The sequence below is a fragment of the Streptomyces sp. RB17 genome (genome assembly GCF_009604455.1).
Taxonomy (GTDB): Bacteria; Actinomycetota; Actinomycetes; order Streptomycetales; family Streptomycetaceae; genus Streptomyces.
The window spans coordinates 481,880-505,420 of the sequence record NZ_WEGL01000005.1 but is presented as its reverse complement, the minus strand read 5'-3'; the positions used below and the strand labels follow the sequence as shown (position 1 = coordinate 505,420).

Here is a 23,541-nt window from a genome sequence, read left to right as displayed (position 1 = left end):
GACGAAGTCCGGGGCCTCTGCTCCGTCCAGGCTCTCAGCCAGGATCAGCTTGACACCGTCGAGGTCGAGGGCGAGTGCGCACGTCGGGGGCGTGGGCCGGCCATGCGGCACCCACGCGGCTCACAGCATGGCGTCCAGGGTGATCGGCAGCTCGCGGATGCGCTTGCCGGTGGCGTGGTACACGGCGCCGGCGATCGCGGGCGCGATGCCCACCAGGCCGACCTCGCCGACGCCCTTGGTACCGGTGGCGGTACCGCGATCGGGCTCGCCGACGAAGACCACGTCCAGCTCGGGGACGTCGGCGTTGACCGCGACCAGGTAGTCGGCGAACGTGCCGTTGGCGATGCGGCCGGTGCGCGGGTCGGTGACCGTGTCCTCGAACAGGGCCATGCCGATGCCGCCGACCGTCCCGCCGATGATCTGGCTCCGCGCCGTCTTCTCGTTGAGGATGCGGCCACCGTCGATCGCGGAGACCACCCGCGCGACCCGGATGAGGCCGAGGTCCGGGTCGACCCGGACGTCCACGAACTTCGCGCCGTACGCGCCGGCTGGGGACATGCCCAGCTCGGTGGGGACCGGCGGTGTGCTGTTCCCGTTCGCCGTGAGTTCGGACAGGCCGTGCCGGGCGAGGATGTCGGCGTACGGCTCCCCGAGGTCCGGGCGGCCCGCGGGGTGGACCCTCCCGTCGGTGCACTCCACGTCGTCCGGGGCGAAGCCCAGCAGGGGCGAGTCGGCGTCGCCGCCCGCGAGTTCGGCGAACGAGCGCACCAGTTGCCGGCAGGCGTCGTGCACTGCGTTGCCCAGCGCGCCGGTGAGGCCGGAACCGCCCGCCATCATCGAGTGAGGCATGTCGGAGTCGCCCAGGTCGAAGCGGACCCGGTCCAGAGGCAGGCCCAGCTCCTCGGCGGCCAGTTGGGCCATCACGGTGTAGGTACCGGTGCCGATGTCGGTCGCCGCGCTGCGCACCAGCGCGCTGCCGTCCCTGTTGACAGTGGCCTGCGCCGCGCAGGGCTGGGCGAAATACGGGAACCACGCGCTCGCCATGCCGTAGCCGACGAGCCAGTTGCCGTCCCGCATGGAGCGCGGCTCGGGGTTCCGGTCGGACCAGCCGAAGCGTCGCGCGCCGACCTCGTAGCACTCCCGGAGCGCCTTGCCGGACCAGGGCAGTCCGTTGCGCGGGTCGACGTCGGTGTGGTTGCGCAGCCGCAGCTCCAGGGGGTCCATGCGCAGTTCCCGGGCCAGCTCGTCGAGCGCGGACTCCAGCGCGAAGTTGCCCTGCGCCTCGGCCGGGGCGCGCATGGACGTCGGCACGGCGATGTTGAGACGGGCCTGCCGGTCCTGCGTGATCACGTTGGGGCACCGGTAGGCGAAGGCGGTTCCCGACGCGAACGGCTCGTAGTCGGTTTCCTCCATGCTCAGGGAGCTGAGGCTGCGGTGGTCCAGCGCGACCAGCTCGCCGTCCCGGGTGGCACCGACGCTCAGCCACTGCACCCCGCTGGGCCGGTGCCCGATGGAGGTGAACATCTGGGGCCGGGTCAGCACCAGCTTCACCGGTCGCTTGATCATCCGGGCGGCCATGGCGGTGAGGACCACGTGCGGCCATGCGCGCAGCCCGGCGCCGAAGCCCCCGCCGACGTAGGGCACCAGGACCCGTACCGAGCTCTCGGGGATGCCGAAGACCATGGCGAGGGTGGTGCGCACCATCGACGGCCACTGGCTGGTGTCGTGGACGGTGAGGGTGTCGCCCTCCCACGCGGCGAGGGTCGCGAACAGGCCGAGCGGGTTGTTGGTGTTGTCGGCCGTGGTGTAGGTGGCTCGGAGTGTCACCTCGGCGGATTCCAGCGCTGCGGCGGTGTCGCCGCGGGAGGTGTCCGTCTCCCACGGGTCGACGAGCTGTTCGGCCCGCGGGTCCCGGAGGTCCAGCAGCGGCTCCGCGGCCTCGTAGTCGGCCCGCACCAGCCGCGCCGCCGCGGTGGCCTGCTCCGGGGTCTCGGCCACCACGAACGCGATGTGCTGCCCGTGGTAAAGGATCCGGTCGTTGCGCAGCGGTGCGCGAGGCGACGGGCCGAGGACCGTCGTGGGACCGGTCCCGACCTTCGGGGCGTTCTCGTGGGTGAGGACGGTGATCACGCCCGGGGCGCCTTCGGCCGCGTCGGTGTGCATGCGGACGATCCGTCCCGCGGCGACGGTGCTCTGCACCAGGGCGCCGTAGGCCTGGCCGGGGACGCTGAAGTCCATCGGGTACGGGGCGGTGCCGGTGACCTTGCGGGGGCCGTCGACCCGGTTGACGCCGGCGCCGACCCGTGGCCTGCTTTCGACGGTGCTCATGCGGTCACTCCCGAGACGGTCTGCAGCTCGCGTACCAGGGTGCGCCGGGCGAGCGGCACCTTGAACGCCGTTCCGGGGACGGTGAAGGCGTCGCGCATGGTCGCCTCGGCCGCGTCCTGGAACGTGGTCGTCGTGGCGGGTGCCCCGGTCAGCACGTGCTCGGCCTCGTAGGCCCGCCAGGGTTTCGTGCCCACGCCGCCGAGGCCGACCCGGGCCTGGTGGATCGTGCCGTCCGCCACGACGAGCAGCACCGCGGCCGAGGTGAGGGCGAACTCGTACGATGCCCGGTCGCGGACCTTGAGGTAGCCCGAGCGGGCGACGGGCGGCGGGAGCGGGATCTCGACCTCGGTGATCAGCTCGGCGTGCTCCAGGACGTTCTCGCGCTGGGGGCTCTCGTCGGCCGTCAGGTAGAACTCCGTCAGTGGCACGGTGCGAGCCTTTGACAGCCCCTGGATGTGCACGACCGCGTCGAGCGCCACCAGGGCGACAGCCAGGTCGGATGCGTGCAGCGCGATGCACCGCTCGCTCGCGCCGAGCACGGCGTGCATGCGCGCAGCCCCCTGCACCGCGGCGCAGCCGGAACCCGGCGTGCGCTTGTTGCATTCGGCGACCGTGGGGTCCCGGAAGTAGCGGCAGCGTGTGCGCTGCAGCAGGTTGCCGCCGATGGTGGCCATGTTCCGCAGTTGCACCGATGCGCCCTGCAGCAGGGACTCGCGCACCAGGGGCAGGCGCTCGGCCACCGTGGCGTCGGCGGCGAGTTCCTCCATGGTGGCCAGGGCTCCCACGTGGAGGACCTCGCCACGTCGTTCGACGCCGTGCAGCGGGAGCCGGGTGATGTCGATCAGCCGCGGCGGCTCCAGGACTCCGTCCTTCATCAGGTCCAGCTGTGTCGTGCCGCCCGCGAGGCAGGACGCCGCCGGGTCCTCCGCCAGCAACCGCACCGCCTCACGGGTGTCGGTGGCCCGGACGTAGTCAAAGGCGCGCATCGTGACCTCCCCGGGAGGCGGCCTCGCGAATCGCCGCGACGATGTTGGGATAGGCACCGCACCGGCACAGGTTTCCGCTCATGAACTCCCGGATCTCCTCGTCCGAGCCGGCCCGGCCCTCGGCCATGAGCGCCACCGCGGACATGATCTGCCCCGGCGTGCAGAAGCCGCACTGGAAGGCGTCGTGCTCCATGAACGCCTGCTGCACGGGGTGCGGGCCGTCGGCGTCGGCGATGCCCTCGATGGTGGTGATCTCCCGGCCCTCCGCCTGCGCCGCCAGGGTCAGGCAGGCCAGCACCCTCCGGCCGTCCAGGTGGACGGTGCATGCGCCGCAGGCGCCCTGGTCACAGCCCTTCTTCGTGCCCACCAGCCCCAGCCGGTCACGCAGCGCGTCCAGCAAGGTGACCCGCGTGTCCATGCGCAGGGCGTACGACCGTCCGTTCACCGTGAGGGTGATGACCCGCTCCGGAGCCGCAGGCCGCTCACCCACGTCCCGCCTGCTCGCCACGTCCGTCATCGCGTCCTCCTCGGGACAGGTCGCGCACGGCTCCAGCCCGGCACACGGCGCAGACCCGGTGAGCCGATTCGACAGTTTCGGGAAGATTGGCCACGTCATTTCACGATAGAGGCGGCCTGGAGGACAGGCACTGCGAGCCGATCGTCGCCGCCGTCGCCGTCTTCCTGTCACACGCTCTACGCAGGGCGTGGGGCGCGCTTGTCCTTGCGCTGTGCCAGTTCTTCCTCGTCGACGAGGACGAGCATGGGTTTGCCGGGCTCGCACAGCATCGTGACGAGGAACCGAACCGGCATGTCGGTTCGGTTGTTGCCGTCCTGGTAGTGGATCACGTCGCCCCCGGGCTCCCAGAACGCCTCCCCGGCCCGGATCACCCGCTCGGGCTCCCCCTCCAGCTCGAACAGCATCTCGCCCTCCAGCACATATCCGAAGGCCGGACCGAAGTGCCGGTGCGGAGGCGTGCCGGGGTCTCCGGGAGGGAACTCGACGCGCACGGTCATGGCCTGTGCGCCCTCCGGGACGGAAGGTGGTTGCACCTCCTGGACAACCGTGAGCGCGGTCTTCCACGCCTCGGATCGCCGTCCCTGACGTCCCGGGCCGTCTGCCACCGGTTCGCTGTTCGGCATCGCGTCACCTCCGGGCGGGCGTATGTGGAAGACGCTACTCCGGACTCGTACGGGCCGCAGGCGGCGCCGTTGCGGAGTGTCCACGGTGTCGCGGGGCCCGCGTACCGGTGGTCGTCCCCGCGTCGTCGGACGTTGCCCGGACCACCGGCGCCTCGGTCAGCGACTTCATCGGTCGGCCCCTCGCACGCTCCGGCGCGAGAAGGGTGCGTCGCCCGGTGAGACCGCACGGCCCAGTGCCTCCCACTCCGAGGCCGGCAGGGCGAGGAGGCGTCCGATCTGATGTGCGTCCGGCAACGGGCCGTGGTCTCCGGTCACTTGCAGGGCCGACACCGCGGTGATGTGCCCCAGTCTGAGCGCCCCCGTCGGGGGGACTCCCCGCAGCAGGCCCGCGAGGAAGCCCGCGGCGAAGGCGTCGCCGGCGCCCACGGGCTCCACCACCGTCGTCCGGAGCGCCGGCACGGTGTGGACACCGCCCTCGGTGAAGGCGGTGGCGGCGCGGGCGCCGTCCTTGACCACGAGGATGCGGGGATGCGGGAGCAGCCGTCGCAGGCCGGTCACGGTGAGGTCCTGGCCCCACAGGCCCTGCGCCTCGTCGAGACCGACGAAGACGATGTCCGCCCGGTCGGCCAGCCGGCGCAGCACGGTGGCCGCCGTGCCGTCCGGCCAGAGGGCGGGCCGGTGGTTGACATCGAAGCTGACCGTGTGGGGCCGTCCGTCGGCCGGAGGGGTCAGGGCTCTCGTGACCAGCTCCCGGCAGGAGGGCGAGAGCGCCGGTGTGATGCCGGTGAAGTGCAGCAGGCCGGCCGAGCGCACGGGCTCCTGGTCCAGCAGCTCGGGGCCGAGCGTCGAGGCCGCCGAGCCCGCTCGGTAGTAGTGCACGCGGGTGCCGGCAGGACCGGGGTTCTTCACGAGGAGCCCCGTGGGGTGGTGGGCGTCGGTGCGCAGGTGCGAGACGTCGACTCCGGCAGCGGACACGGCGGCGCGGACACGCCTGCCCAGCGCGTCGTCTCCGAGTGCCGAGAGCCAGGCCACGGGGATGCCGTGGTCGGCCAGGTACATGGCCACGTTCGACTCCGCACCGGCCACCGACAGCTTCAACTGCCCGGCCCGCTCCAGCGGTTCCGGCGGATCGGGCGAGAGGGCCGCCATCGTCTCGCCGATGCACACCACCCGTCCCTCGGAGGGGCGCCACGGCGCCCCCATGCCGGCCGGTTCGGTTCCCGCCCCGTTCATGCCGGTCCCTGCCCGGACGCCTCGGAGGGGGCGTCATCCCGAGGCGTCGCCCGCGCCGCCGACATGACGGAGGGGGCCGGGCCGTAGGGAGCTGCGGGAGTCCCGGGGACCTCGACCCGGATGCTGAACACGGCGCCGTCGTACCGCCCGGGCGGGTTCAGGCCCAGGCGGGCCGTGGTGATGTGCAGGACGTCGCCTTCCAGGCACACGCCCGCCGGCCTGCTCGCGGGCAGTTGCACGATGCGGTCGAGGGTGCCGTCGGGCAGGTGCCGGCGTACCGTCCCGGTGCCCCAGACGGCGACCCATACGGCGCCTTCCACGTCGATCGCCATCCCGTCGGGGTTGCCGTCGTCCACGGTGACGAAGACCTCGGATGTGCCGAGCCGGGCGGTGCGCGGGTCGACGGGATAGCGCAGGATGACGCCCCGCGCGCTGTCGGCCAGGTACATCGAGCGGCCGTCCGGGGTGAACACCGGGCCGTTGGGCACGGTGATGCCGTCCAGGACCCGCACGACCGTGCCGTCGTGGTCGACCCGGTACAGCGAGCCCGCGCCCTCGTCGGCGTCGTACGCCATGCTGCCCGCCCAGAACCGGCCCGAGGGGTCGGCCACGGCGTCGTTCATGCGCATGCGGGGCCCCGGCTTGTCCTCCGGGCGTGCCGACCAGGTCGTGGTGCCGTCGGGGTGCAGCAGGCAGATGCCGGTTCCCGCGGCCGCGATCCAGGTGCCCGGGTGACCGGCCACGGGCGCGACGGCCCCCAGCGGGACGGGGAGTCGGGCGAGGGTGCGCAGCGGGGCAGCGGGATCGGCCGGGGCCGCGAGGAGGCGACCGGCGAGGAGGTCCACGAGGATGATCCCGGTGCCCGTCCAGCGGATGCCTTCGCCGAGTTCGAGGCGGTCGGGACGGGTGGGGAGGGAGTCGGGGATCACGGTGCCGCCTCGCGTACGGCGGTGCGGAAGGTGCGGGCGCGGGCCCTGAGCGCGTCGACGCTGCCGCCGTCGGCGGCGTCGCCGACGAGCGGGGATCCGATGCCGACCGCCGCCGCGCCGGCGGCGAGACAGTCACGGGCGACCGCTTCGTCGACTCCGCCCACCGGGACGAACGAGGCATCGGGGAACGGGCCGCGCAGCGCCTTCACATACGCCGCTCCCCCGGCCTGGGCGATCGGGAAGACCTTCAGTGCCGCCGCGCCCATCCTCCGGGCGGCGATCACGTCGGTCGGGGTGAAAACGCCGGCGAGCACCGGCAGGCCCAGGTCCTGTGCCGCCGGTATGCCCTCTCCCAGGCCGGGTGTGACCACGAAGGTCGCGCCCGCGCGGTGGGCGGCACGGGCGTCGTCGGCGGTCAGGACGGTGCCGGCGCCCAAGGCGCGGTCGCCGCCGAGGAGTTCACGGGCGCGCGCGATGACGGTGAGGGCGTCCGTGCCGGTGAGCGACACCTCGATGAGGTCGATGCCCTCCTCGGCCAGGGTGAGTACGGTGCGCAGCGCGGCGTCGGCGTCGCGTCCGCGGACGATGGCGAGCAGGCGGTGGGCTGCCAGGGCAGCGGGTAGATCCACGTACCGGTCTCCTTGCTGGGCGATTCAGGGGCAGCGGCAGGCGGTGGTGAGCGTGAGTCGCCAGCGCATCTCTGCCGTGGCGGGCACCTGTGCGGCGTCCTCGGGGCCTGCGTCGGCGAGGTCGAAGACGCGGCCGAGCATGGGCTCGACGCCCGTGCTGCGGTAGGGGTCCTGCTGGGGGAAGCCGCCGAGGTTGCGCCACAGGGCGATCGACACGGGCTGCCTGGGCATGGCCCTTCCGGCCAGGGGTTGTTCGTGCACGCGCAGGCTCAGGACCAGCCGGTCGGGGCCGTCGTGCACGCAGCACAGGTGCGTGTCGACGACGGCTCCGACCGCGGTGCCGTCGTCGGGGCCGAACCGGTCGAGGGCGAGCCCGCGGGGCGCGGGCCAGGCACCCGCGACCCAGGGGGCGCCGGCGGGCCACTGTTCCCGCAACAGGGGTGCGGCTTCCGGGAAGAGGCGGGTGGTCGCGCCGCCGCTCATGCGGAGGGTCGCGTCCTGGGAGAGGTCGAGCAGGGCGTGGGCCGCCCAGAGGAAGCGGAAGCCCGGTTCGGCGGTCAGCGTGTAGTCGGCCTCGGCGCCGTCGGGTGTGGCGCGGATGGTGCGGGCCAGGGTGAAGGAGTCGCAGTGGAGGCGGTCGGTGTCGCCGTCCCGGGTCCACGGGCGGGACCAGGCGTCGCCGTGGTCGGGGCGGCCGCGGACGGTGGGCAGACACTCCTCGAGCCCGCCCGCGTCGACGAACGCGTCACCGGGTGCGGCCGTGTCCCTTTCCGGTGCGTGGCGGTGCCAGAGCCATTCGCGGCCGCCGGCGCGCAGAGAGGTCCAGCGGCCGCCGTGGGCGGGGTCAGTGACGATGTCGAGCATGCGGCTCACCACTCCGCGAACGAACCGTCGGGGTGCCGCCACACGGGATTGCGCCAGGCGTGCCCGCCGCGGTCGGCGGCACGCACCGCCGTCTCGTCGAGGGTGACACCGAGGCCGGGGACGTCGCTGCGGCGGGCGTGGCCGTCCACGAACCGGAACGGTTCGGGATCGACGACGTACGACAGCAGGTCGGCGTCCTTGTTGTAGTGGATGCCGCGGCTCTGCTCCTGGATCAGGAAGTTGGGGGTGGCGAAGGCGATCTGGAGGCTGGCCGCCAGTGCGATGGGGCCGAGGGGGCAGTGCGGGGCCAGCTGGGCGCCGAAGGTGTCGGCGAGGGAGGCGATCCGGTGGACTTCGGAGATGCCTCCGGCGTGGGACAGGTCGGGCTGGGCGATGGCGACTCCGGCGGTGAGGGCGGGCAGGAAGTCGCTGCGGGAGTAGAGGCGTTCGCCGGTCGCCAGCGGCACCGTGCTCGCGGTGACGAGACCGGGCAGCAGGTGACCGTGCTCGGGGAGGACCGGCTCCTCCACGAACAGGGGGTGCAGCGGGGCCAGTTCGGCCAGGACGCGGCGGGCTCCGGCGGCGGTGAAGCGGCCGTGGAAGTCCACCGCCACGTCCCGGTGCGGGCCGAGCGCCTCGCGGGCGGCTGCCACCCGGGCCACGACGGCCGCCGTCTCGGCCGCGGTCGTGATCGGTGAGGTGGCTCCCGCGGCGTTCATCTTCACCGCCGTGAAACCGGCGTCCACCTGGGCCGCTATCTGGTCGGTCAGCTCGGCGGGCTCGTCGCCGCCGACCCAGGCGTAGACCCGGACGCGTTCACGCACGGGCCCGCCCAGCAGGGCGTGCACCGGGGCGCCGTAGGTCTTCCCGGCGATGTCCCACAGGGCCTGGTCGAGGCCGGCGACCGCGCTGGACAGCACGGGGCCGCCTCGGTAGAAGCCGCCCTTGGTGAGCACCTGCCAGTGGTCCTGGATGCGCAGCGGGTCCTGCCCGAGGAGCTGTTCGGCGAGTACGTCGACGGCTGCGCGGACCACCTCCGCGCGTCCCTCGACGACGGGTTCGCCCCAGCCGACCACGCCGTCGTCGGTCTCGATCCGGCAGAACAGCCAGCGCGGCGGAACCAGGAACGTTTCGATGCGGGCGATCTTCACTTGCCGCCGGTGCCTTTCGTGTCGTCGGGGCCGTCGATCCGGTCCAGGTCGCGTCCGGCCTGCTCCAGCAGGGCGTGCATGGCGGCCTCGGCGGCCCGCGGGTCCTGGCCGCGTACGGCGTCCAGTACGGCGCGGTGCGCGGGAACCGGGTCCTGGCTGTGCGGGGAGCTGTGGACCAGGCGGTCTCGGTGGGCGAGGCCGGACTCGATGACCATCTCCATGCGTTCCAGGAGCTCGTTGTGGGTGGCGGCGAGCAGGGCGCGGTGGAAGGCGAGGTCGGCTTCGACAGCGTGGGCGGGGTCGGTGTCGTGCTCTGCCATCGCCGTGAGGGCGGCGTCCAGGGCGGCGAGGTCGGTGTCGGTACGGCGCTGGGCGGCCAGGCGGACGGCGGCGGGCTCGATGATGGTCCGCACCTCGGCCAGGTTGCGCAGCAGCGCCCGGTCGGCCTCGCCGGCCCTGCCGCCCTCGAACTGCCAGCGCAGGACGTCGGCGTCGAGCAGGTTCCAGTCCGCGCGGGCCCGGACGAAGGTGCCGCGCTTCTGGCGGGCGTCGACCATGCCCTTGGCGGCCAGTACCTTCAGGGACTCGCGCAGGGCGGTGAGGCTGACGTCCAGCTCACTCTGCAACGCCACCAGATCGAGCGTGGCCCCCTCCGGGATCTCGCCGTTCAGGATGCGGCGGGCCAGCGCCTCCACGGTCTGGCCGTGCACGCCACGGCGGGCGTAGGGCGTCATGTCGTACAGCCTTTCTCCTCGGATGTGCACGGGGCGGACGCGTGGGGATCGGATGTGCACACGCCCCATGGGACCACGGCGGTGATCACGCGGACGCCTTCACGACGCTCCAGCCTCCGTCGACGACGAGGTGCGAGCCGGTGATGAAGGAAGCCTCCTCGGCGCTGAGGAAGGCGATGGCCGCGGCCACCTCCGCAGGGGTGCCGAAGCGGCGGGCCGCGGTTCCGGCGACGCTGCGCTCGCGCTCCTCGGGCGGCACCCGGTCCCAGGCGGCGGTGAGCACCGGTCCCGGCAGGACGGCGTTGACGCGTACCTCGGGCCCGTACTCGACGGCGAGTTGGCCGCACAGGGACAGCAGCGCGCCCTTGGAGGCGGCGTATGCGGGATGACCGGGGATGCCGGCGTGGGCGTGGACGGACGAGGTGAGCACCACGGCCCCGGTGCCGGCGCGCAGGTCGGGCAGGACCGCCCGGAAGCCGAGGAAGGCGGCGGTGAGGTTCACGGACAGCTGCCGCTGCCAGGAGTCCAGGGACATCTCGTGGGCCGGGGTCACGTCGACGGTGAAGGCGTTGCTGACCAGCACGCCGACGGGCCCGTAGACATGGGCGGCGGTGACGATCCGCTGCCAGTCCTGCTCCGCCGAGACGTCGGCGGGCACGAACCGGGCACGGCCGCCGTCCTTGGCGATGCGCTCGGCGACGGCCTCGCCGCGCTCCTCGTCGACGTCGGCCAGGAGCACGGCGGCGCCCTCCTGGGCGAGGCGTTCGGCGGTGGCGGCCCCGATGCCCGAGGCGGCTCCGGTGATCACGGCAGTGCGGCCGGTGAACCGGGCGCCGTGCCGTCGAGCGGGATCCATGGGGCTTGGGCTCCTTGTCGTCTTGGGTGGTCTACGAGGGCTGCTGGCGGAGATGCGGTGGTGCGTGCGTGGGTCTACTGACGTACGAGTACCACCAGTTCGGCGTCATGGTCGGCGGTCCACGCGAAGGGGAGCCCGTAGTGCAGCAGGTGGGCGCCGCCGTACGTGGTCGTGGTCGCCGTGTCTCGGTAGGCGGCGGTCGGTTCGAGGCCGCGCAGCCGTAGTCGGGCTGGGCGGCCGGGCACGAGCGGGGCGCCGTCGAGACGGCCGGTGCTGAAGGCGGCGACGACGGTACGACGCTCGTCCTGGGCGTCGTACTGGACTCCGCAGGTGGTGTCCTGCGGGGTGCCGAGCAGGCGGGCCTCGCCGTGGTGCATCACGTCTCGCACCGCCTTGTACCGGGTGATCCAGCCGGCTGCCTCGGCGCGCTGTTCGGGTGTCCAGGCGCGCAGGTCGGCGCCGATGCCGAGGACCCCGCACATCGCGGTGACGAACCGGAAGGCGAGGCTGCGCGGGCGGGGGTCGAACACGCCGGGCGCGTCGGTGACCCAGGAGCTCATCACGTGCGGCGCGTGGGCGTGCAGGAAGCCGTACTGGATGGCCAGCCGGTCCAGGGGCGCGGTGTTGTCGCTGGGCCAGAGGACGTCGGTGCGGGCGAGGGTGGCGTGGTCGACGCGTCCGCCGCCGCCCGCGCAGCCCTCGACGGTGACGTGGGGGTGCGCGGTGCGCAGATGGTCCAGGACGCGGAGATAGCCGTGGACGTGCTCGGCGTCGAGGTCCAGGCGGTCCGCGTACCCGGCGCCGGGGCGGCCGCGCTCGGTCGGCGGGCGGTTCATGTCCCACTTCAGATAGCCGATGTCGTAGCCGGTCAGCAGCCGGTCGAGGGTGGCGAGGACGAAGTCCTGCACGTCGGTGCGGCCGAGGTCCAGCAGGAGCTGGTTGCGGATGCGGCGGGCCGGGCGGCCGTCGATCCGGTAGACCCACTCCGGGTGCTCGGCGTGCAGGCGGCTGCCGGGGCTGACGGCCTCGGGTTCGATCCAGAGCCCGAAGTCCAGTCCGAGGGCGCGGATGTCGTCGACGAACCGCTCGAAGCCCTGGGGGAAGGCCGCCGGGTCGGGGTACCAGTCGCCCAGTCCCCCTGTGTCGTCGGTGCGGCCGGTGAACCATCCGTCGTCCACCACGAACAGCTCGGCTCCGAGGTCCGCGGCCGCCTTGGCCAGTTCCAGCTGGCTCACGGCGTCGACGTCGAAGCCGGTGGCCTCCCAGGAGTTGTAGAGAACCTTGCGAGGCCGGTGCAGGCGTTCGCCGGCGAGGCGGCGCTCGTAGCGGTGCCAGACGCGGGAGAGGCCGTCGAGTCCGTCCGGGCTGAAGGCGCAGACGAGGTGGGGGGTGGTCAGGGTGTCGCCGGGAGCCAGGTGAACCGCGCCTCCGTGCGGTACGCGTCCGGCTCGGACGCGTACGGCTCCGCCGGGCTCGGCCTGCACGGTGATGTGCCAGTTGCCGGGCCACTCCAGGGCGATGCCGTAGGCCGGGGCGGGGGCGTCGTGGGGTGCCGTGGCGTCCTGGACGGCGAGCCAGGGCGCGTACGCGTGGCCCGGCACGCCCTGGGTGCTGCCCATGGTGAAGGCGCCCCGGGCCAGGTCGAGTTGGGTGCGCTGGAACTCCTGGGACCACTGGCCGGTCAGATAGGTCAGCCGGGCCGCGGTGGTGACCGGGATGTTCACGGCGGCGGAGTCCAGCCGCTCCAGGCGCAGTTCCTCCTCACCCGTGCAGGTCAGTTCGGTCCAGCGGTGCAGGACGTCGGTGCCCGCCACGGTGGCGTAGCACAGGGTGGTGCGCAGGCCGAGGACGTCGTCGGTGAAGGTGAGCCGGAGGGTGCCGGTGTCCTGCTGTGCTCCCTCGAAGGTCCACCACACGCCGCGTTCGGAGCCGGGCCGTGCGGCGACGAGGTCGGCGCCGGTGAAGGGGCGCAGCCCGTACGGCAGGTACTCCGCGGGGGCCGCGTCGGCGGGTGTGATGAAGTGGGTGCGGTGGGACCAGTCCAGCGCGGACGGTCCGTCCTCCACGCCGTGCGGTCCCCAGGCCTCCAGTTCCGCCCAGGGGCCGTCCGCGGAGAGTCGGACGGTGTAGCTGGTGTGGTCGGTGCGCAGGGTCCAGCGCTGGTGCGGCGTCACTTCACTGCTCCCAGGTTCAGGCCGGCCACGAAGTGGCGCTGGAAGCGGAGGAAGACGGCCACGGTGGGGGCGGCGGCGATGACGGATCCGGCGGCGATCACGTTCCACATGGACACGTACTGTCCCTGAAGTCCGATGAGGGCGGCGGTGATCGGCATCCTGGTGTCGCTGCGCAGCACGGTGATCGCCCACAGCAGGTCGTTGAAGATCCAGGTGAAGGACAGCGCGCTGAGCGCGGCGAGCGCGGGCCGGGTGAGCGGGAGGATGATGCGCCAGAAGATCTGCCAGGGTCCGGCGCCGTCCACGACGGCCGCCTGCTGGATCTCGGCCGGGATCGCGCGCATGAAGCCGTGCAGGACGAAGACGTAGAAGCCGACGCCGAAGCCGACCTGCACTCCGATCAGGGCGGGCAGGGTGTCGTAGACGCCCATCATCTCGCTCAGCTTGGACACCGGGATGAGCAGGATCTGCGGTGGCAGCAGGTTGCCGCCGAGCATGAGCAGCAGCAGGAAGCGACGCAGGGGCATCTCGTAGCGGCTGAGGGCGAACGCCGCCATGGCCGCCAGCGCGAGGGTCAGCAGAACGCAGGGGACGGTGACGATCAGGCTGTTGATCAGGGCGCGTTGCTGACCGCCGTCGACCCAGGCCTGCCGGAAGTTGTCCAGGGTGAAGGAGCGGGGCCAACTGCCCAGGCCGTGGGCGGCGATGTCGTTGAAGGACCGCAGGCTGGTCACCAGGACCAGGAGGATGGGCAGCAGCCATACGACGGCCAGGGCTCCGGCGCCGAGGTGGAAGCCGGCGGTGGCGGCCCGCCGGCGGCGCAGCGCACGGGCGGACGTGTGGGGGTGGGCGGCGGACATCAGTCGGCCTCCCGGAAGGCCCGGACCAGGTAGGAGGCGATGACTCCGAAGGCCAGCAGGAAGATGACGACGGCCAGGGCGGAGCCGTATCCCAGGCGCAGGGACTGGAACGCGGTGGAGTACATGTAGGTGCTCAGCAGTTCGGAGGAGTGGTAGGGGCCGCCGCGGGTCAGTGACCAGACCACGTCGAAGGAGCGCAGGGAGTCGATGATGATGACGGACAGCACGACGGCGTTGACGCCGCGCAGCTGAGGCAGTGTCACATGGCGGAGGCGCTGCCAGGCTCCGGCGCCGTCGACCTTGGCCGCCTCGTACAGCGCGGGGTCGATGCCTTTCAGGCCCGCGAGGTAGAGGACCATCACATAGCCGATCTGCCGCCACAGCGCGGGGACGATCACCGCGTACAGTGCGGTGTCCTGGTCGGCGAGCCAGGCGTGGCGCAGGCTGTCCAGACCGGCCGACTCCAGGAGGCGGTTGAGCACGCCGTCGGGCTGGTAGATGGCCTGCCAGACCAGGGCGGTGGCGACGAGGGAGAAGACGACGGGCAGGAACAGGGCCGCGCGGTAGAAGCCGACGCCGCGGCGCTCCTGCTGGAGCAGCAGGGCGGCGGCCAGGCCGAGCAGGGCGGACAGGCCGCCGAAGAGCAGCAGCCACAGGACGGTGTGGCCGAGCGCGCTGCGGAAGACGTCGTCGCCCGCCATCTCGCGGAAGTTGCCGAGGCCCACGAACTTCGGCGGCGAGACGCCGTCCCAGTTGGTCAGGGCGAGGTAGAAGCCCTGCAGCGCGGGCCAGAAGACCCATACGGCCTCGGCGAGCAGGGGGACGAGGACGAAGGCGAGCACCAGGGGAGGTGTGCGCCGGGGGCCCCGGTCCCCGCGGCTTCGCGGCGCTGCCGGGACCGGGGACTTGCGGTGCGGGGCGGTCAGGACGGCCATGTCAGGCGTTCCAGATCTTCTCGGCGTCGCGCTGCCAGTCGGTGAGGATGCCTGCGACGTCCTTAGGCCTGGCGATGAACTTCGTGAGTGCGGTGTCGGCGGTGGGCTGGAGGGCGTCGCTGGAGTCGCGGTTGAAGAACTGGGTGATCTCGGCCGCCTGGTCGATGTGTGCCCGGCCCTTCTTCACCAGCGCCGTGCCGGCGTCCTTCGCGTCGGGGTTGCAGGGCAGGACGGTCCCGGAGGAGCCCCTGATGTAGATCTCCTGGGCCTCGGCGGTGGCGAGGTAGCGCATCAGGTCGAAGACCTGCTCGCGGCGTCCGGTGCGGGCGCTGGCGAAGTAGCCGTCGGTCGGGGCCTCTTCGGCGAGCGGGACCTTCGGATCGATCACGGGGAAGCGGAAGAAGTCGATGTCGTCGAGGGCGCTCTTGGGCGCGGCGTCGGCGAAGAAGGTGCCGATGAGCATCATGCCGGTGCGGCCGTTGAGGAGGGCGGTGGTGGCGTCCTGGAAGGCCACGGCGGTGCCGTCGGGGTCGAAGTACGGCAGTACCTCCTGCCAGCGGTCGAAGACCTTGCGCACCTCGGGGTCGTCGAACCGGTGCTTGCCCGCGAGGAGTTGGCGGTGGTAGGAGGCACCGTTGATGCGGATGTCGAGGTAGTCGAACCAGGCCGAGGCCACCCATGCCGTGCCGCCGCCCGCGCCGAGCCCGATGGGTGCCACGCCCTTGCTCTTGAGCTTGTCGCACAGGTCGAGGAACTCGTCCCAGGTGGTGGGCTCGCTGACGCCCCACTTGGCGAAGTTCGACTTCCGGTAGAACATGCCCCACCAGTAGTAGTTGGCGGGCACGAAGACCTTCTTGCCGGAGCTCGCGGTGCACAGGCTGTTCAGCGCCTTGGAGTACCGCTTGAGGTCGGGCGAGGAGCTCCAGACCTCGTCGAGGTCGAGGAGCAGGTTCTTCTTGGCGTAGGCGTTGGCCACGGAGCCGGGGTACCAGGTGTAGACGTCCGGCGGGTTGGCGGAGGTCAGGTAGGTCGGCAGCTGGGTGCGGAAGGTCTCCGTGGCCACCGTGTTCAGGCTGGCGTGCCCCTGTCCGCTCTTGCCGTAGGCGGCGACGAGGTCCTGCATCGCGGCCTTGGCCTGCGGTGCGGACAGGCTGGACTGGAGGGTGACCGCGCCCCTGGAGGAGGACTTGGCGGAGGAGGTCGAGGTGACGCAGCCGCTGAGCAGTGCCGTCGCCCCGGCGGCTCCCAGGCCGGCGAGGAAGCTGCGGCGGCCGGGCAGGTGGTTCGTCATGGAGGGCTCCCTGCGGCTCCGAGCGGCGGGGCCCGGTTCCCCTTGTGGCCGGGCCCCGCTCGCGGCGGATCCAGAGTCGCGTGGCGATCTCGCCACGTCAAGATTAATTACTAATTTATTTGAACTGGGTGGTGTGGATGTATCCGTCGACGCCGCGGTACGCCGCGTCGACCGAGCCGTCCGGACCGGCGACCGCCCCGAGCGCGCCCTCGAAGGCCGCGCTGGGGAACTCCTGCCGCTTGGTCCAGCCCTGCCACGCGCCGCCGTCGTACCGCTGCTGCCACAGGGTGTAGTCGGCCGCCCGCGCGTACAGCACCACGGCGTCGCCCACGGCGACGAGCGTCGGGCTGCCGCTCACCGTGCCGCCGAGCGAGGTCCAGCCCGACCACTGCCCCGAGGCGTCCTGCGCGATGGTCCACACGTCGTCCGCGGCGGTGCGTACGGCGACGTGGACCCGTCCCTCGGCGTCGACGACGGCGGACGGCCTGCCGTACACCGGCCGGTCACCCGGCGTGCCGAGCGACGACCAGCCGGACGACGGTCCGCGCTGCACGATGCGCCCGTCGGCATCGGGCGCGACGAGCGTCCAGTGCGCGGGATCGGTGAACGCCACGGCCGGGGCGTCGGTCAGCCGCCCGCCCAGGTCCTGCCAGTCGCTCCAGCGCCCGCCGGAGAAGACCCTTCGGTAGGCGTGGTCGTCGGTTCCGCGGACGAAGACGTCGATACGGCCGCCGGCGGAGGCGTAGGCGGCGGGCTGGCCGAGGATCCGCCCGCCGACCGGGCCCGCGAGGTCCCTGGTGCGCGCCGGATGCGTGCCGTCCGCCGTGTGCTGGAGGAGCGTTCCGCCCGGCCCGCGGAAGAAGGTGGTCAGCGTGTCGCCGTCGCGCACCAGGGCCGGGCTCGCCGAGGCCCTCTCCCCCAGACTGGTGCCGGGCAGCGCGTCCTGCCCGGTGAGTCCGAGGAAGGCGGTGCCGTGGGCGGGGACCTCGACGGTGTAGGAGCCGGTGTGCGTGCCGCGGTCGGCGCGTGCGCGCAGGTCACGTACCTTGACGGGCCCGCCGAGGGCGGCGTCGGCGAAGTTCACGGTCCGCTCGGCCGGATGGTCGGAGCGGTTGAGCAGGACGACCGCCCGGCGGCCGTGGCCGGAGAGCACCTTGCTGTAGACGTCGCCGACGGAGTCCGTGGCGACGCGGACCCCCTGGATCCCGAGCGGGTCCTGGTCGACGGCGATGATCTCCGGGTTGCGCAGCGCGGCGATCATCGACGGGGACAGGGTGCGCGGGTCGGAACCCAGGACGAGCGGGGAGGCCATCTCGGCCCACATCACGAACTGGGTGGTGGACTCCTCCTGCGTCAGCTCCAGGGAGCCGTCGGCCATGTGGCGCATGGGGATGAGGTAGTCGGGGTCGTTGTAGTGGCCCGGTCCCTGCGCCTCGGGGTGCCAGGCGTTGGCATCCATGTTGCGCAGGATGTCGGGCCACTCCCCCGGGCTCGGGGTGCCCCAGGCGATGTCCGTGCCGGTGCGCCAGGAGTCGGCGATCGCCGGGGCGTAGACGTAGGTGTTGTGTGCGTCCTGCTCGGGTGTGTGCGGCAGGCCCCAGTCGTCGGTGAGCGGGTTGCACAGGTTCAGCAGCATCGGGCGGCCGGACTTGGCGACTGCGTCGCTGAACTCCTTGAACGCCGGCCCCGGATCGAGCCCCGCACCGATGCCGCACAGGAAGTCGACCTTGATCGCGTCGATCTTCCAGTCGGCGAACTGCCGCGCGTCCTCGGTGTAGTGGCCGCGGCTGCCGAGCCCGCACCTCTTGCCTCCGTCGTAGGTGCCGGCGTCGGTGTAGATACCGGCCCGCAGGCCGCGCTCGTGCAGATAGGAGACCAGGGCCGGGATGCCGGACGGGAACCGGTCGGGGTTGGCCACCAACCTCCCTTGCGCGTCCCGGGGGTTGTCGGCCTGCCAGCCGCCGTCGAGCCAGACGATGTCGTAGCCGCTGTCGCGCAGTCCGCTGCTGACCAGCTTGTCGGCGACCGCGCGCACCTCCTTCTCGGTGGGGGCACCGAGTCCGTAGTACGTGTTCCATCCCATGGAGGGCGTGCGGGCGAGACCGCTGTCGTAGTAGGTGGGGGCTCCTTGGTCGACGGTGTCGGCGGCGGTGGCCGCGGGCATCGCGGAAGCGGTCAGCACGACCGCGATCGCGGCGGCGAGCGCCAGGCGGGTGGTCCGGGTGCGCCGGGGTGCACGTACGGGCAAGCGTGAAGTCACTTGCGGCTCCTGTGGTGTGGGAAGCAGGAGGGGCCGCCGGAGGCGGAGGAAGACGGGTGTCCGTGCCCGCAGGAGCGGGCGGCGGAGTCACGGCGACGACTGTGGCCCGTGGGCACAACCCTGTCAATATTAATTACTAATTTAGGAGCAGCTGCTTCGTCAGGGCCGGTTGCGCGATTCGGGGACAAGAGCAGTCCGGACGCGACTCACCGAGGTGAGCGGCCCGATCACCTACCCCACTATGGAAGGGACACATGGGCGCGGGCCGGAGCGGAGGTGTGGTGCGATGTCCAGTGGTGCCGTCCTCCTGCGCATCGCCGCCGACGGGCGCATCGTCGAATGGTCGGCGCGGGCCGCGGACCTGCTGGGCCGCTCCCGGGAGGAGGCCGAGGGCCGCACCGTGGCCGAGCTGATGGGCGGGGACGACGGCACCACGGGACGCGGGACCCCGCCGGCGGCTCTGGGCGCGATGTCCGTACGGCCGGTGGTCTCCGGCGACTCGTTCACGTGGGAGGTGCGCGACGAGCACGGTGAGGGCACCACGGACCGGGATCTGGCGATCCTGCGGACGCTGTTCGTCCACTCGCCGATCGGCCTGCACGTCCTGGACGCGGATCTCCGCATCGTCCGGTCCCGGATCGGCACGGGCGAGGCACCCCCGGGGACGGAGGACGCGCTCGCCGGCCAGGACTTTCCCGAGGCGTTGGGGCTTGAGGATCCCGAGAAGGAGCGCGCGGCGGCGCTGCGGGTCCTCATGACCGGGGAGCCGACGCTGCAGCGTGTCGTGCGGTCCGTCCCGAACATCGGCGGGGGCCGGCGCAGGCACTACTCCTTGTCGTACGTGCGCCTCGACGGGGTGGACGGCGAGGTGCTGGGTCTCGTCGCCTCGGCCCTCGACGTGACCGAGCACGAGCGGGCACTACGGCGGCTCGAGCTCCTGGAGCACGTCCGCGCCACCGTGGGTGAGCGGCTCGAAGTCGTGGCCGTGTGCCAGGAGTTGGTGGACGCCGTCGCCCCGGCGTTCACGAGCATCGTGGTGGTCGAAGTCATCGAGGACGTCATCCGGGGCGAGGAGCCGCCGCTGGCTCCGGTGGACCACGACGTGCCGCTGCGGCGAGCCGCCTTCAAGGGGCTCATGTCGGCTCACCCGGTGGGGGACGTACGCCGGCTGCCGGACGGCACGCCCTTCTCCCGCGTCCTGAACGACCTGCGGCCCAGGCTCGTCCCCGTGACCGAGGACAGTCCCTGGCTGTCGGCGGACCCGGCGCGGGCCGACGCCATCGCCCGGTCGGACGCGCACTCCCTGATCGTCGCGCCGCTCACCGTGCGCGGCCAGGCGCTGGGGGTGGTCAGCTTCTACCGGCACCGGGACGAGGAACCCTTCGACGAGGACGACATCGCGCTGACGTCGGACCTGTGCGCCCACGCCGCCCTGTGCATCGACAACGCCCGCCGCTTCACCCGGGAGCGGACCATCGCCGCAACCGTGAAGCGCAGGCTCCTGCCGCAGCGGAGGTCGGCGCCGTCCACCATGGACGTGGCCCGCATGCACATCGCGGGGCCGGGCGGTGGAGGCGCGTGGTTCGACGTGATCGAACTGGCCGGGGGCCGGACCGCACTGGTGCTCGGGGACGTGGTCGGCCGGGGTGTCGCCACCGCGACCACGATGGGACAGCTCAGGACGGTCATTCACGCACTGGCCGCGCTGGACCTGGAGCCGAACGAACTGATGGCACGGCTCAGCGACACCGCCGCGCTGCTGGCCTCCGAGCGGTCCGCGCTCCCTGCCGGGGACCCGCTGCACCATGAGCCACTGACCGCCGACTGCCTGATCGCTGTCTACGACGCGGTCGACCAGACCTGCACCTTCGTGCGCGCCGGCCTGCCCGAGCCGTACCTGATCCGGCCCGGAGGCGACGCGCAGACCCTGCCCGTGCCGGGAGGCCCGGTGCTGGCCGGCACCGACCGCTCTCCCTTTCCCGCGACCGAACTCCCGCTGCCGGCCGGCAGCATCCTCGCGCTCGGCAACGAAGACCTGCTGGAGAGCGAGCCGGGATTGCGTGCGGTGCTGCGCGAGGGAGCGGAGCTGCCGCTGGACGAGCTGAGCGACAGGCTCGCCTACGCGCTGCGGGACCACCACGGGAGCGAGAAGCTGCTGCTCCTGGCGCGCCCCACGGGACAGCCCGCCGACCAGGTGCTGACGGTGCCGCTGGCCGAGGACCTCGCGGCCGTCCCGGAGGCCCGGGCGGCGGTGCGCGGGCAGCTCGACGCCTGGGGCGTCGGCGCGGACGACGCGTTCACGACGGAACTCGTCGTCAGTGAGCTGGTCGCCAACGCCCTGCGCCACGGCGCCCCGCCCTACCGGTTGCGCCTCATTCTCGACGAGCGTCTGACCTGCGAAGTCCGCGACGCGGGCGACAGCGTCCCGCACCTGAAACACGCCCGCGCGATCGACGAGGGCGGCCGCGGCCTCTTCATCGTCGCGAGCGTCGCCGACGGATGGGGCATCCGGTACCACGCGGTGGGCAAGACGGTCTGGGCACAGCAGAGCACGAGTACGGCTGCGTCGCCGTAGACGAGCCATCTTCCGCCGGTTGCGCGATCCTCGGAGCCGCCTTCTAAACCATCCGGTTGTTTTTCTCGAGGGTGCCCGCTAAATTCCAACCAACCGGATGGATGACATTCCGGCGGCGGCCGTCCGCCAGAGACGGTCACATCACCATCACAGGTTCGATCGGACTCGGAGGAACGGTCATGAGCACGTGGTTGGTCACCGGGGCGTCGTCGGGCATCGGCCGCAAGGTGACGGAGCAGCTCCTGAGGCGGGGCGACCACGTCGCCGCCGTGGCGCGGCGCGCGGAGCGCCTGGACGACCTGGTGAAGGAGTACGGGGACCGGATCTGGACGGCCCCGCTCGACGTGACGGACACGGAGGCTCTACGCGACATGGTGGACCGGATCTTCGCGGAGCTGGGTCGGGTGGACGTCGTCTTCTCCAACGCCGGCTCCGGCGCCGTCGGTGCCGCCGAGGAGCTGGAGGACTCCACGATCGAGCAGCAGATCGCCCTCACCATGACGGCCCCGATCCAGCTCGCCCGCGCCGTGATCCCCCGCCTGCGCGCCCAGGGCGGCGGCCGGTTCATCCAGACCTCCACGATGGGCGGCCAGATCACCACGCCGGGCGCCGGCATGTACCACGCCTCCAAGTGGGGTGTGGAGGGATTCATGGAGTCGGTGGCGCCCGAGGTCGCGCCGTTCGGCATCGGGATCACGATGATCCAACCCGGCGTCGTGCGCACCGGCTTCGGCTCCGTGCTCTCCATCGCCCCGGAGCTCGATGCCTACGCCTCGACCCCGGTCGGCCAGGTGCGCCGGTACATCCAGGCGACCGGTGGCAACCTGACGGCCGACGCGACCGGTGACCCCGAGAAGGCCGCCACCGCGATCATCAACTCCGCGGACATCAGCCCGGCCCCGCTGCGTCTCGCGCTCGGCAGCGACTCCTACGGGGCCATCAAGCGCGCGCTCGAGGGCCGGCTCGCCGAGCTCGAACGCACGAAGTCCATCGCCTTCTCGACCGACTTCGCCCGGTAATCACCAGGCGGCCACGACCGGTGGCCGGCCCGGCGCCCCGCCCGACGGCGTGGCGCCCACGGCCCTCCGTCTCCGGCTCACCTGTCGTGCCGGACAGGGGCCGTCCCTGCGGCCCCGACAACTCCCCCGCAGACCCAGAGGAATTCCGCCATGAGCCTCACCGACTTCCGCACGCTCGGACGCACCGGCCTTCGCGTCAGCCCCCTGGCCCTGGGCACCATGACCTTCGGCGACCCCTCCTGGGGTGCCGACGAGCAGACCTCGCTCGACATCCTCGCGCGCTACATCGACGCGGGCGGCAACTTCATCGACACCGCGAACCGCTACACGGAGGGCCGTTCCGAGCAGGTCATCGGCTCCTACCTGCGCAAGAATCCCGGCCGGCGCGACCGGCTCGTGATCGCGACCAAGGTCGCCCTCTCGATGGACCCCACCGACCCGAACAACGGCGGAACCAGCCGCAAGGCCATCCGCAAGCACATCGACGCCTCCCTCGAGCGCCTCGGCACCGATTACATCGACCTGTACTGGCAGCACAACTGGGATCAGCACACACCGCTGGAGGAGACCATGTCCACGCTGGACGATCTCGTCCGCGAGGGCAAGGTCCGCTATGTCGGCCTCTCCGACACCCCGGCGTGGGCGGTGGCCCGCATGGCGACCCTCGCCGAGTGGCGCGGCTGGACCCCGGTGGCCGCCCTGCAGCTCGAGTACTCGCTGCTGGAGCGCAGTTCGGAGGGCGAGCTGTTCGGGGCCGCACGGGAACTCGGCCTCGGCATCATGCCCTGGAGCCCGCTGGCCAACGGCGTGCTGACCGGCAAGTACACACGTGAGAACCACGAGCCGGAGGGCTCCGGCCGTGGCATGTTCGTCGGCCACCACCTCAACGAGCAGACCTTCGCCCTGCTCGACGTGCTCGCCCGCATCGCCAAGGAGCTGGACACCACGGTCGCGGCGGTGTCACTGGCCTGGGTGCGCCGGCAGCCGCTGACCACCGCCACGGTCATCGGCGCCCGCACGGTGGCCCAGCTGGAGGCCAACCTGGCATCCCTGGACGTGGTTCTGTCCCCCGAGCATGTCGCCGAGCTGAACCACCTCACCGCCCCGGCCCTCGCCTTCCCCCTGCCCTTCCTCAAGACCCTCGGTGTCCCCGCCCAGCAGGGCACCACGGTCATCAACGGCGTGAAGGCCGGCGACTGACCGGTCCGCACACAGGGCCTTGTCCCAGCGGGCAAGCTCCCCCCCAACCTACGAGACGAGATGGGCGTGTCGCAGTTGTCGTCGGCGTGGTGGATGTCGCCGGCAAGACCACCGTCCGCTGTCAGTCACATCTGCAACGCCCGGCCGACGCGGCGGACGGCAGGGACAGTGCCGCTCTTGCCGCGTCCGCGCCGATGCCCTCGTGGAGGCCCTGAGGTGACCGACTTCTGGCACACACGCCACGGGCCGGTCTTCCCACGTTCGCCATCGCCACCGTCCGCCGGTACCCGGCAGGGACGGCGCAAGCGATTCACCTGCCGATCCGCGCACCGGGGTTGACATGAGGCGGCGTGCAACACAGCCTTTGGCAACGTTGT

19 protein-coding genes are annotated in these 23,541 nt (G+C 72.2%); 3 read left to right on the top strand and 16 right to left on the bottom strand.

Annotated features, from left to right (window positions below; all coding sequences use genetic code 11):
* Window positions 1-120: 120 nt before the first annotated feature.
* The 16 genes from SRB17_RS24080 to SRB17_RS24005 all read right to left on the bottom strand — a co-directional run bounded on the left by SRB17_RS24080 (window position 121) and on the right by SRB17_RS24005 (window position 18,274).
* Entirely contained in the window at window positions 121-2,328 is a 2,208-nt protein-coding gene (locus SRB17_RS24080; protein ID WP_153542078.1) for a xanthine dehydrogenase family protein molybdopterin-binding subunit, read from the bottom strand.
* A complete protein-coding gene (locus tag SRB17_RS24075; protein WP_153542076.1) occupies window positions 2,325-3,314 on the bottom strand; it encodes an FAD binding domain-containing protein in 990 nt (329 codons plus the stop codon). The genes SRB17_RS24080 and SRB17_RS24075 overlap by 4 nt, the downstream gene beginning before the upstream one ends.
* On the bottom strand, window positions 3,301-3,831 hold the full coding sequence (locus tag SRB17_RS24070; protein ID WP_153542074.1) for a (2Fe-2S)-binding protein: 531 nt from the start codon (window positions 3,829-3,831) through the stop codon (window positions 3,301-3,303). The genes SRB17_RS24075 and SRB17_RS24070 overlap by 14 nt, the downstream gene beginning before the upstream one ends.
* Window positions 3,832-4,007: 176 nt before the next feature.
* The gene (locus SRB17_RS24065; protein WP_153542072.1) at window positions 4,008-4,454 is read right to left on the bottom strand and encodes a cupin domain-containing protein; all 447 of its coding nucleotides are present in this window, start codon (window positions 4,452-4,454) and stop codon (window positions 4,008-4,010) included.
* A gap of 165 nt (window positions 4,455-4,619) precedes the next feature.
* Window positions 4,620-5,687: a sugar kinase gene (locus SRB17_RS24060; RefSeq protein WP_416237080.1), complete on the bottom strand. Its 1,068-nt coding sequence runs from the start codon at window positions 5,685-5,687 to the stop codon at window positions 4,620-4,622.
* Window positions 5,684-6,616, bottom strand: coding sequence for an SMP-30/gluconolactonase/LRE family protein (locus SRB17_RS24055; RefSeq protein WP_323376163.1), 933 nt, complete (start codon window positions 6,614-6,616; stop codon window positions 5,684-5,686). Before SRB17_RS24055 ends, SRB17_RS24060 begins: the two co-directional genes overlap by 4 nt.
* Complete coding sequence (locus tag SRB17_RS24050) at window positions 6,613-7,245, bottom strand: bifunctional 4-hydroxy-2-oxoglutarate aldolase/2-dehydro-3-deoxy-phosphogluconate aldolase (RefSeq protein ID WP_323376162.1); 633 nt, start codon at window positions 7,243-7,245, stop codon at window positions 6,613-6,615. The genes SRB17_RS24055 and SRB17_RS24050 overlap by 4 nt, the downstream gene beginning before the upstream one ends.
* A gap of 24 nt (window positions 7,246-7,269) precedes the next feature.
* On the bottom strand, window positions 7,270-8,109 hold the full coding sequence (locus tag SRB17_RS24045; RefSeq protein WP_153542070.1) for a hypothetical protein: 840 nt from the start codon (window positions 8,107-8,109) through the stop codon (window positions 7,270-7,272).
* Window positions 8,110-8,114: 5 nt separating this feature from the next.
* Complete coding sequence (gene dgoD / locus SRB17_RS24040; RefSeq protein WP_323376161.1) at window positions 8,115-9,260, bottom strand: galactonate dehydratase; 1,146 nt, start codon at window positions 9,258-9,260, stop codon at window positions 8,115-8,117.
* A complete protein-coding gene (locus tag SRB17_RS24035) occupies window positions 9,257-9,994 on the bottom strand; it encodes a FadR/GntR family transcriptional regulator (protein WP_153542068.1) in 738 nt (245 codons plus the stop codon). The genes dgoD and SRB17_RS24035 overlap by 4 nt, the downstream gene beginning before the upstream one ends.
* Before the next feature lie 85 nt (window positions 9,995-10,079).
* On the bottom strand, window positions 10,080-10,850 hold the full coding sequence (locus SRB17_RS24030; protein WP_153542066.1) for an SDR family NAD(P)-dependent oxidoreductase: 771 nt from the start codon (window positions 10,848-10,850) through the stop codon (window positions 10,080-10,082).
* 74 nt (window positions 10,851-10,924) lie between these two features.
* The gene (locus tag SRB17_RS24025; RefSeq protein WP_323376160.1) at window positions 10,925-13,024 is read right to left on the bottom strand and encodes an alpha-galactosidase; all 2,100 of its coding nucleotides are present in this window, start codon (window positions 13,022-13,024) and stop codon (window positions 10,925-10,927) included.
* A complete protein-coding gene (locus SRB17_RS24020; RefSeq protein WP_153542064.1) occupies window positions 13,021-13,884 on the bottom strand; it encodes a carbohydrate ABC transporter permease in 864 nt (287 codons plus the stop codon). The genes SRB17_RS24025 and SRB17_RS24020 overlap by 4 nt, the downstream gene beginning before the upstream one ends.
* Window positions 13,884-14,819 carry a carbohydrate ABC transporter permease gene (locus SRB17_RS24015; protein WP_153542062.1) on the bottom strand — a complete coding sequence of 312 codons (936 nt, stop codon included), beginning with the start codon at window positions 14,817-14,819 and terminating at the stop codon, window positions 13,884-13,886. Before SRB17_RS24015 ends, SRB17_RS24020 begins: the two co-directional genes overlap by 1 nt.
* A 1-nt stretch (window position 14,820) precedes the next feature.
* Window positions 14,821-16,110, bottom strand: a complete 1,290-nt coding sequence (locus tag SRB17_RS24010) for an ABC transporter substrate-binding protein (protein ID WP_153542060.1) — start codon at window positions 16,108-16,110, stop codon at window positions 14,821-14,823.
* A 115-nt stretch (window positions 16,111-16,225) separates the two neighbouring features.
* Complete coding sequence (locus tag SRB17_RS24005) at window positions 16,226-18,274, bottom strand: glycoside hydrolase family 27 protein (RefSeq protein ID WP_194294134.1); 2,049 nt, start codon at window positions 18,272-18,274, stop codon at window positions 16,226-16,228.
* Window positions 18,275-18,656: 382 nt separating this feature from the next.
* On the opposite strand from SRB17_RS24005, the gene SRB17_RS24000 reads away from it, so the two are divergent.
* The 3 genes from SRB17_RS24000 to SRB17_RS23990 all read left to right on the top strand — a co-directional run bounded on the left by SRB17_RS24000 (window position 18,657) and on the right by SRB17_RS23990 (window position 23,164).
* On the top strand, window positions 18,657-20,945 hold the full coding sequence (locus SRB17_RS24000; protein ID WP_194294111.1) for a SpoIIE family protein phosphatase: 2,289 nt from the start codon (window positions 18,657-18,659) through the stop codon (window positions 20,943-20,945).
* Between the two features lie 179 nt (window positions 20,946-21,124).
* Complete coding sequence (locus SRB17_RS23995; protein ID WP_153542053.1) at window positions 21,125-21,964, top strand: SDR family oxidoreductase; 840 nt, start codon at window positions 21,125-21,127, stop codon at window positions 21,962-21,964.
* Between the two features lie 150 nt (window positions 21,965-22,114).
* Window positions 22,115-23,164, top strand: a complete 1,050-nt coding sequence (locus tag SRB17_RS23990; protein ID WP_153542051.1) for an aldo/keto reductase — start codon at window positions 22,115-22,117, stop codon at window positions 23,162-23,164.
* Window positions 23,165-23,541: the final 377 nt, after the last annotated feature.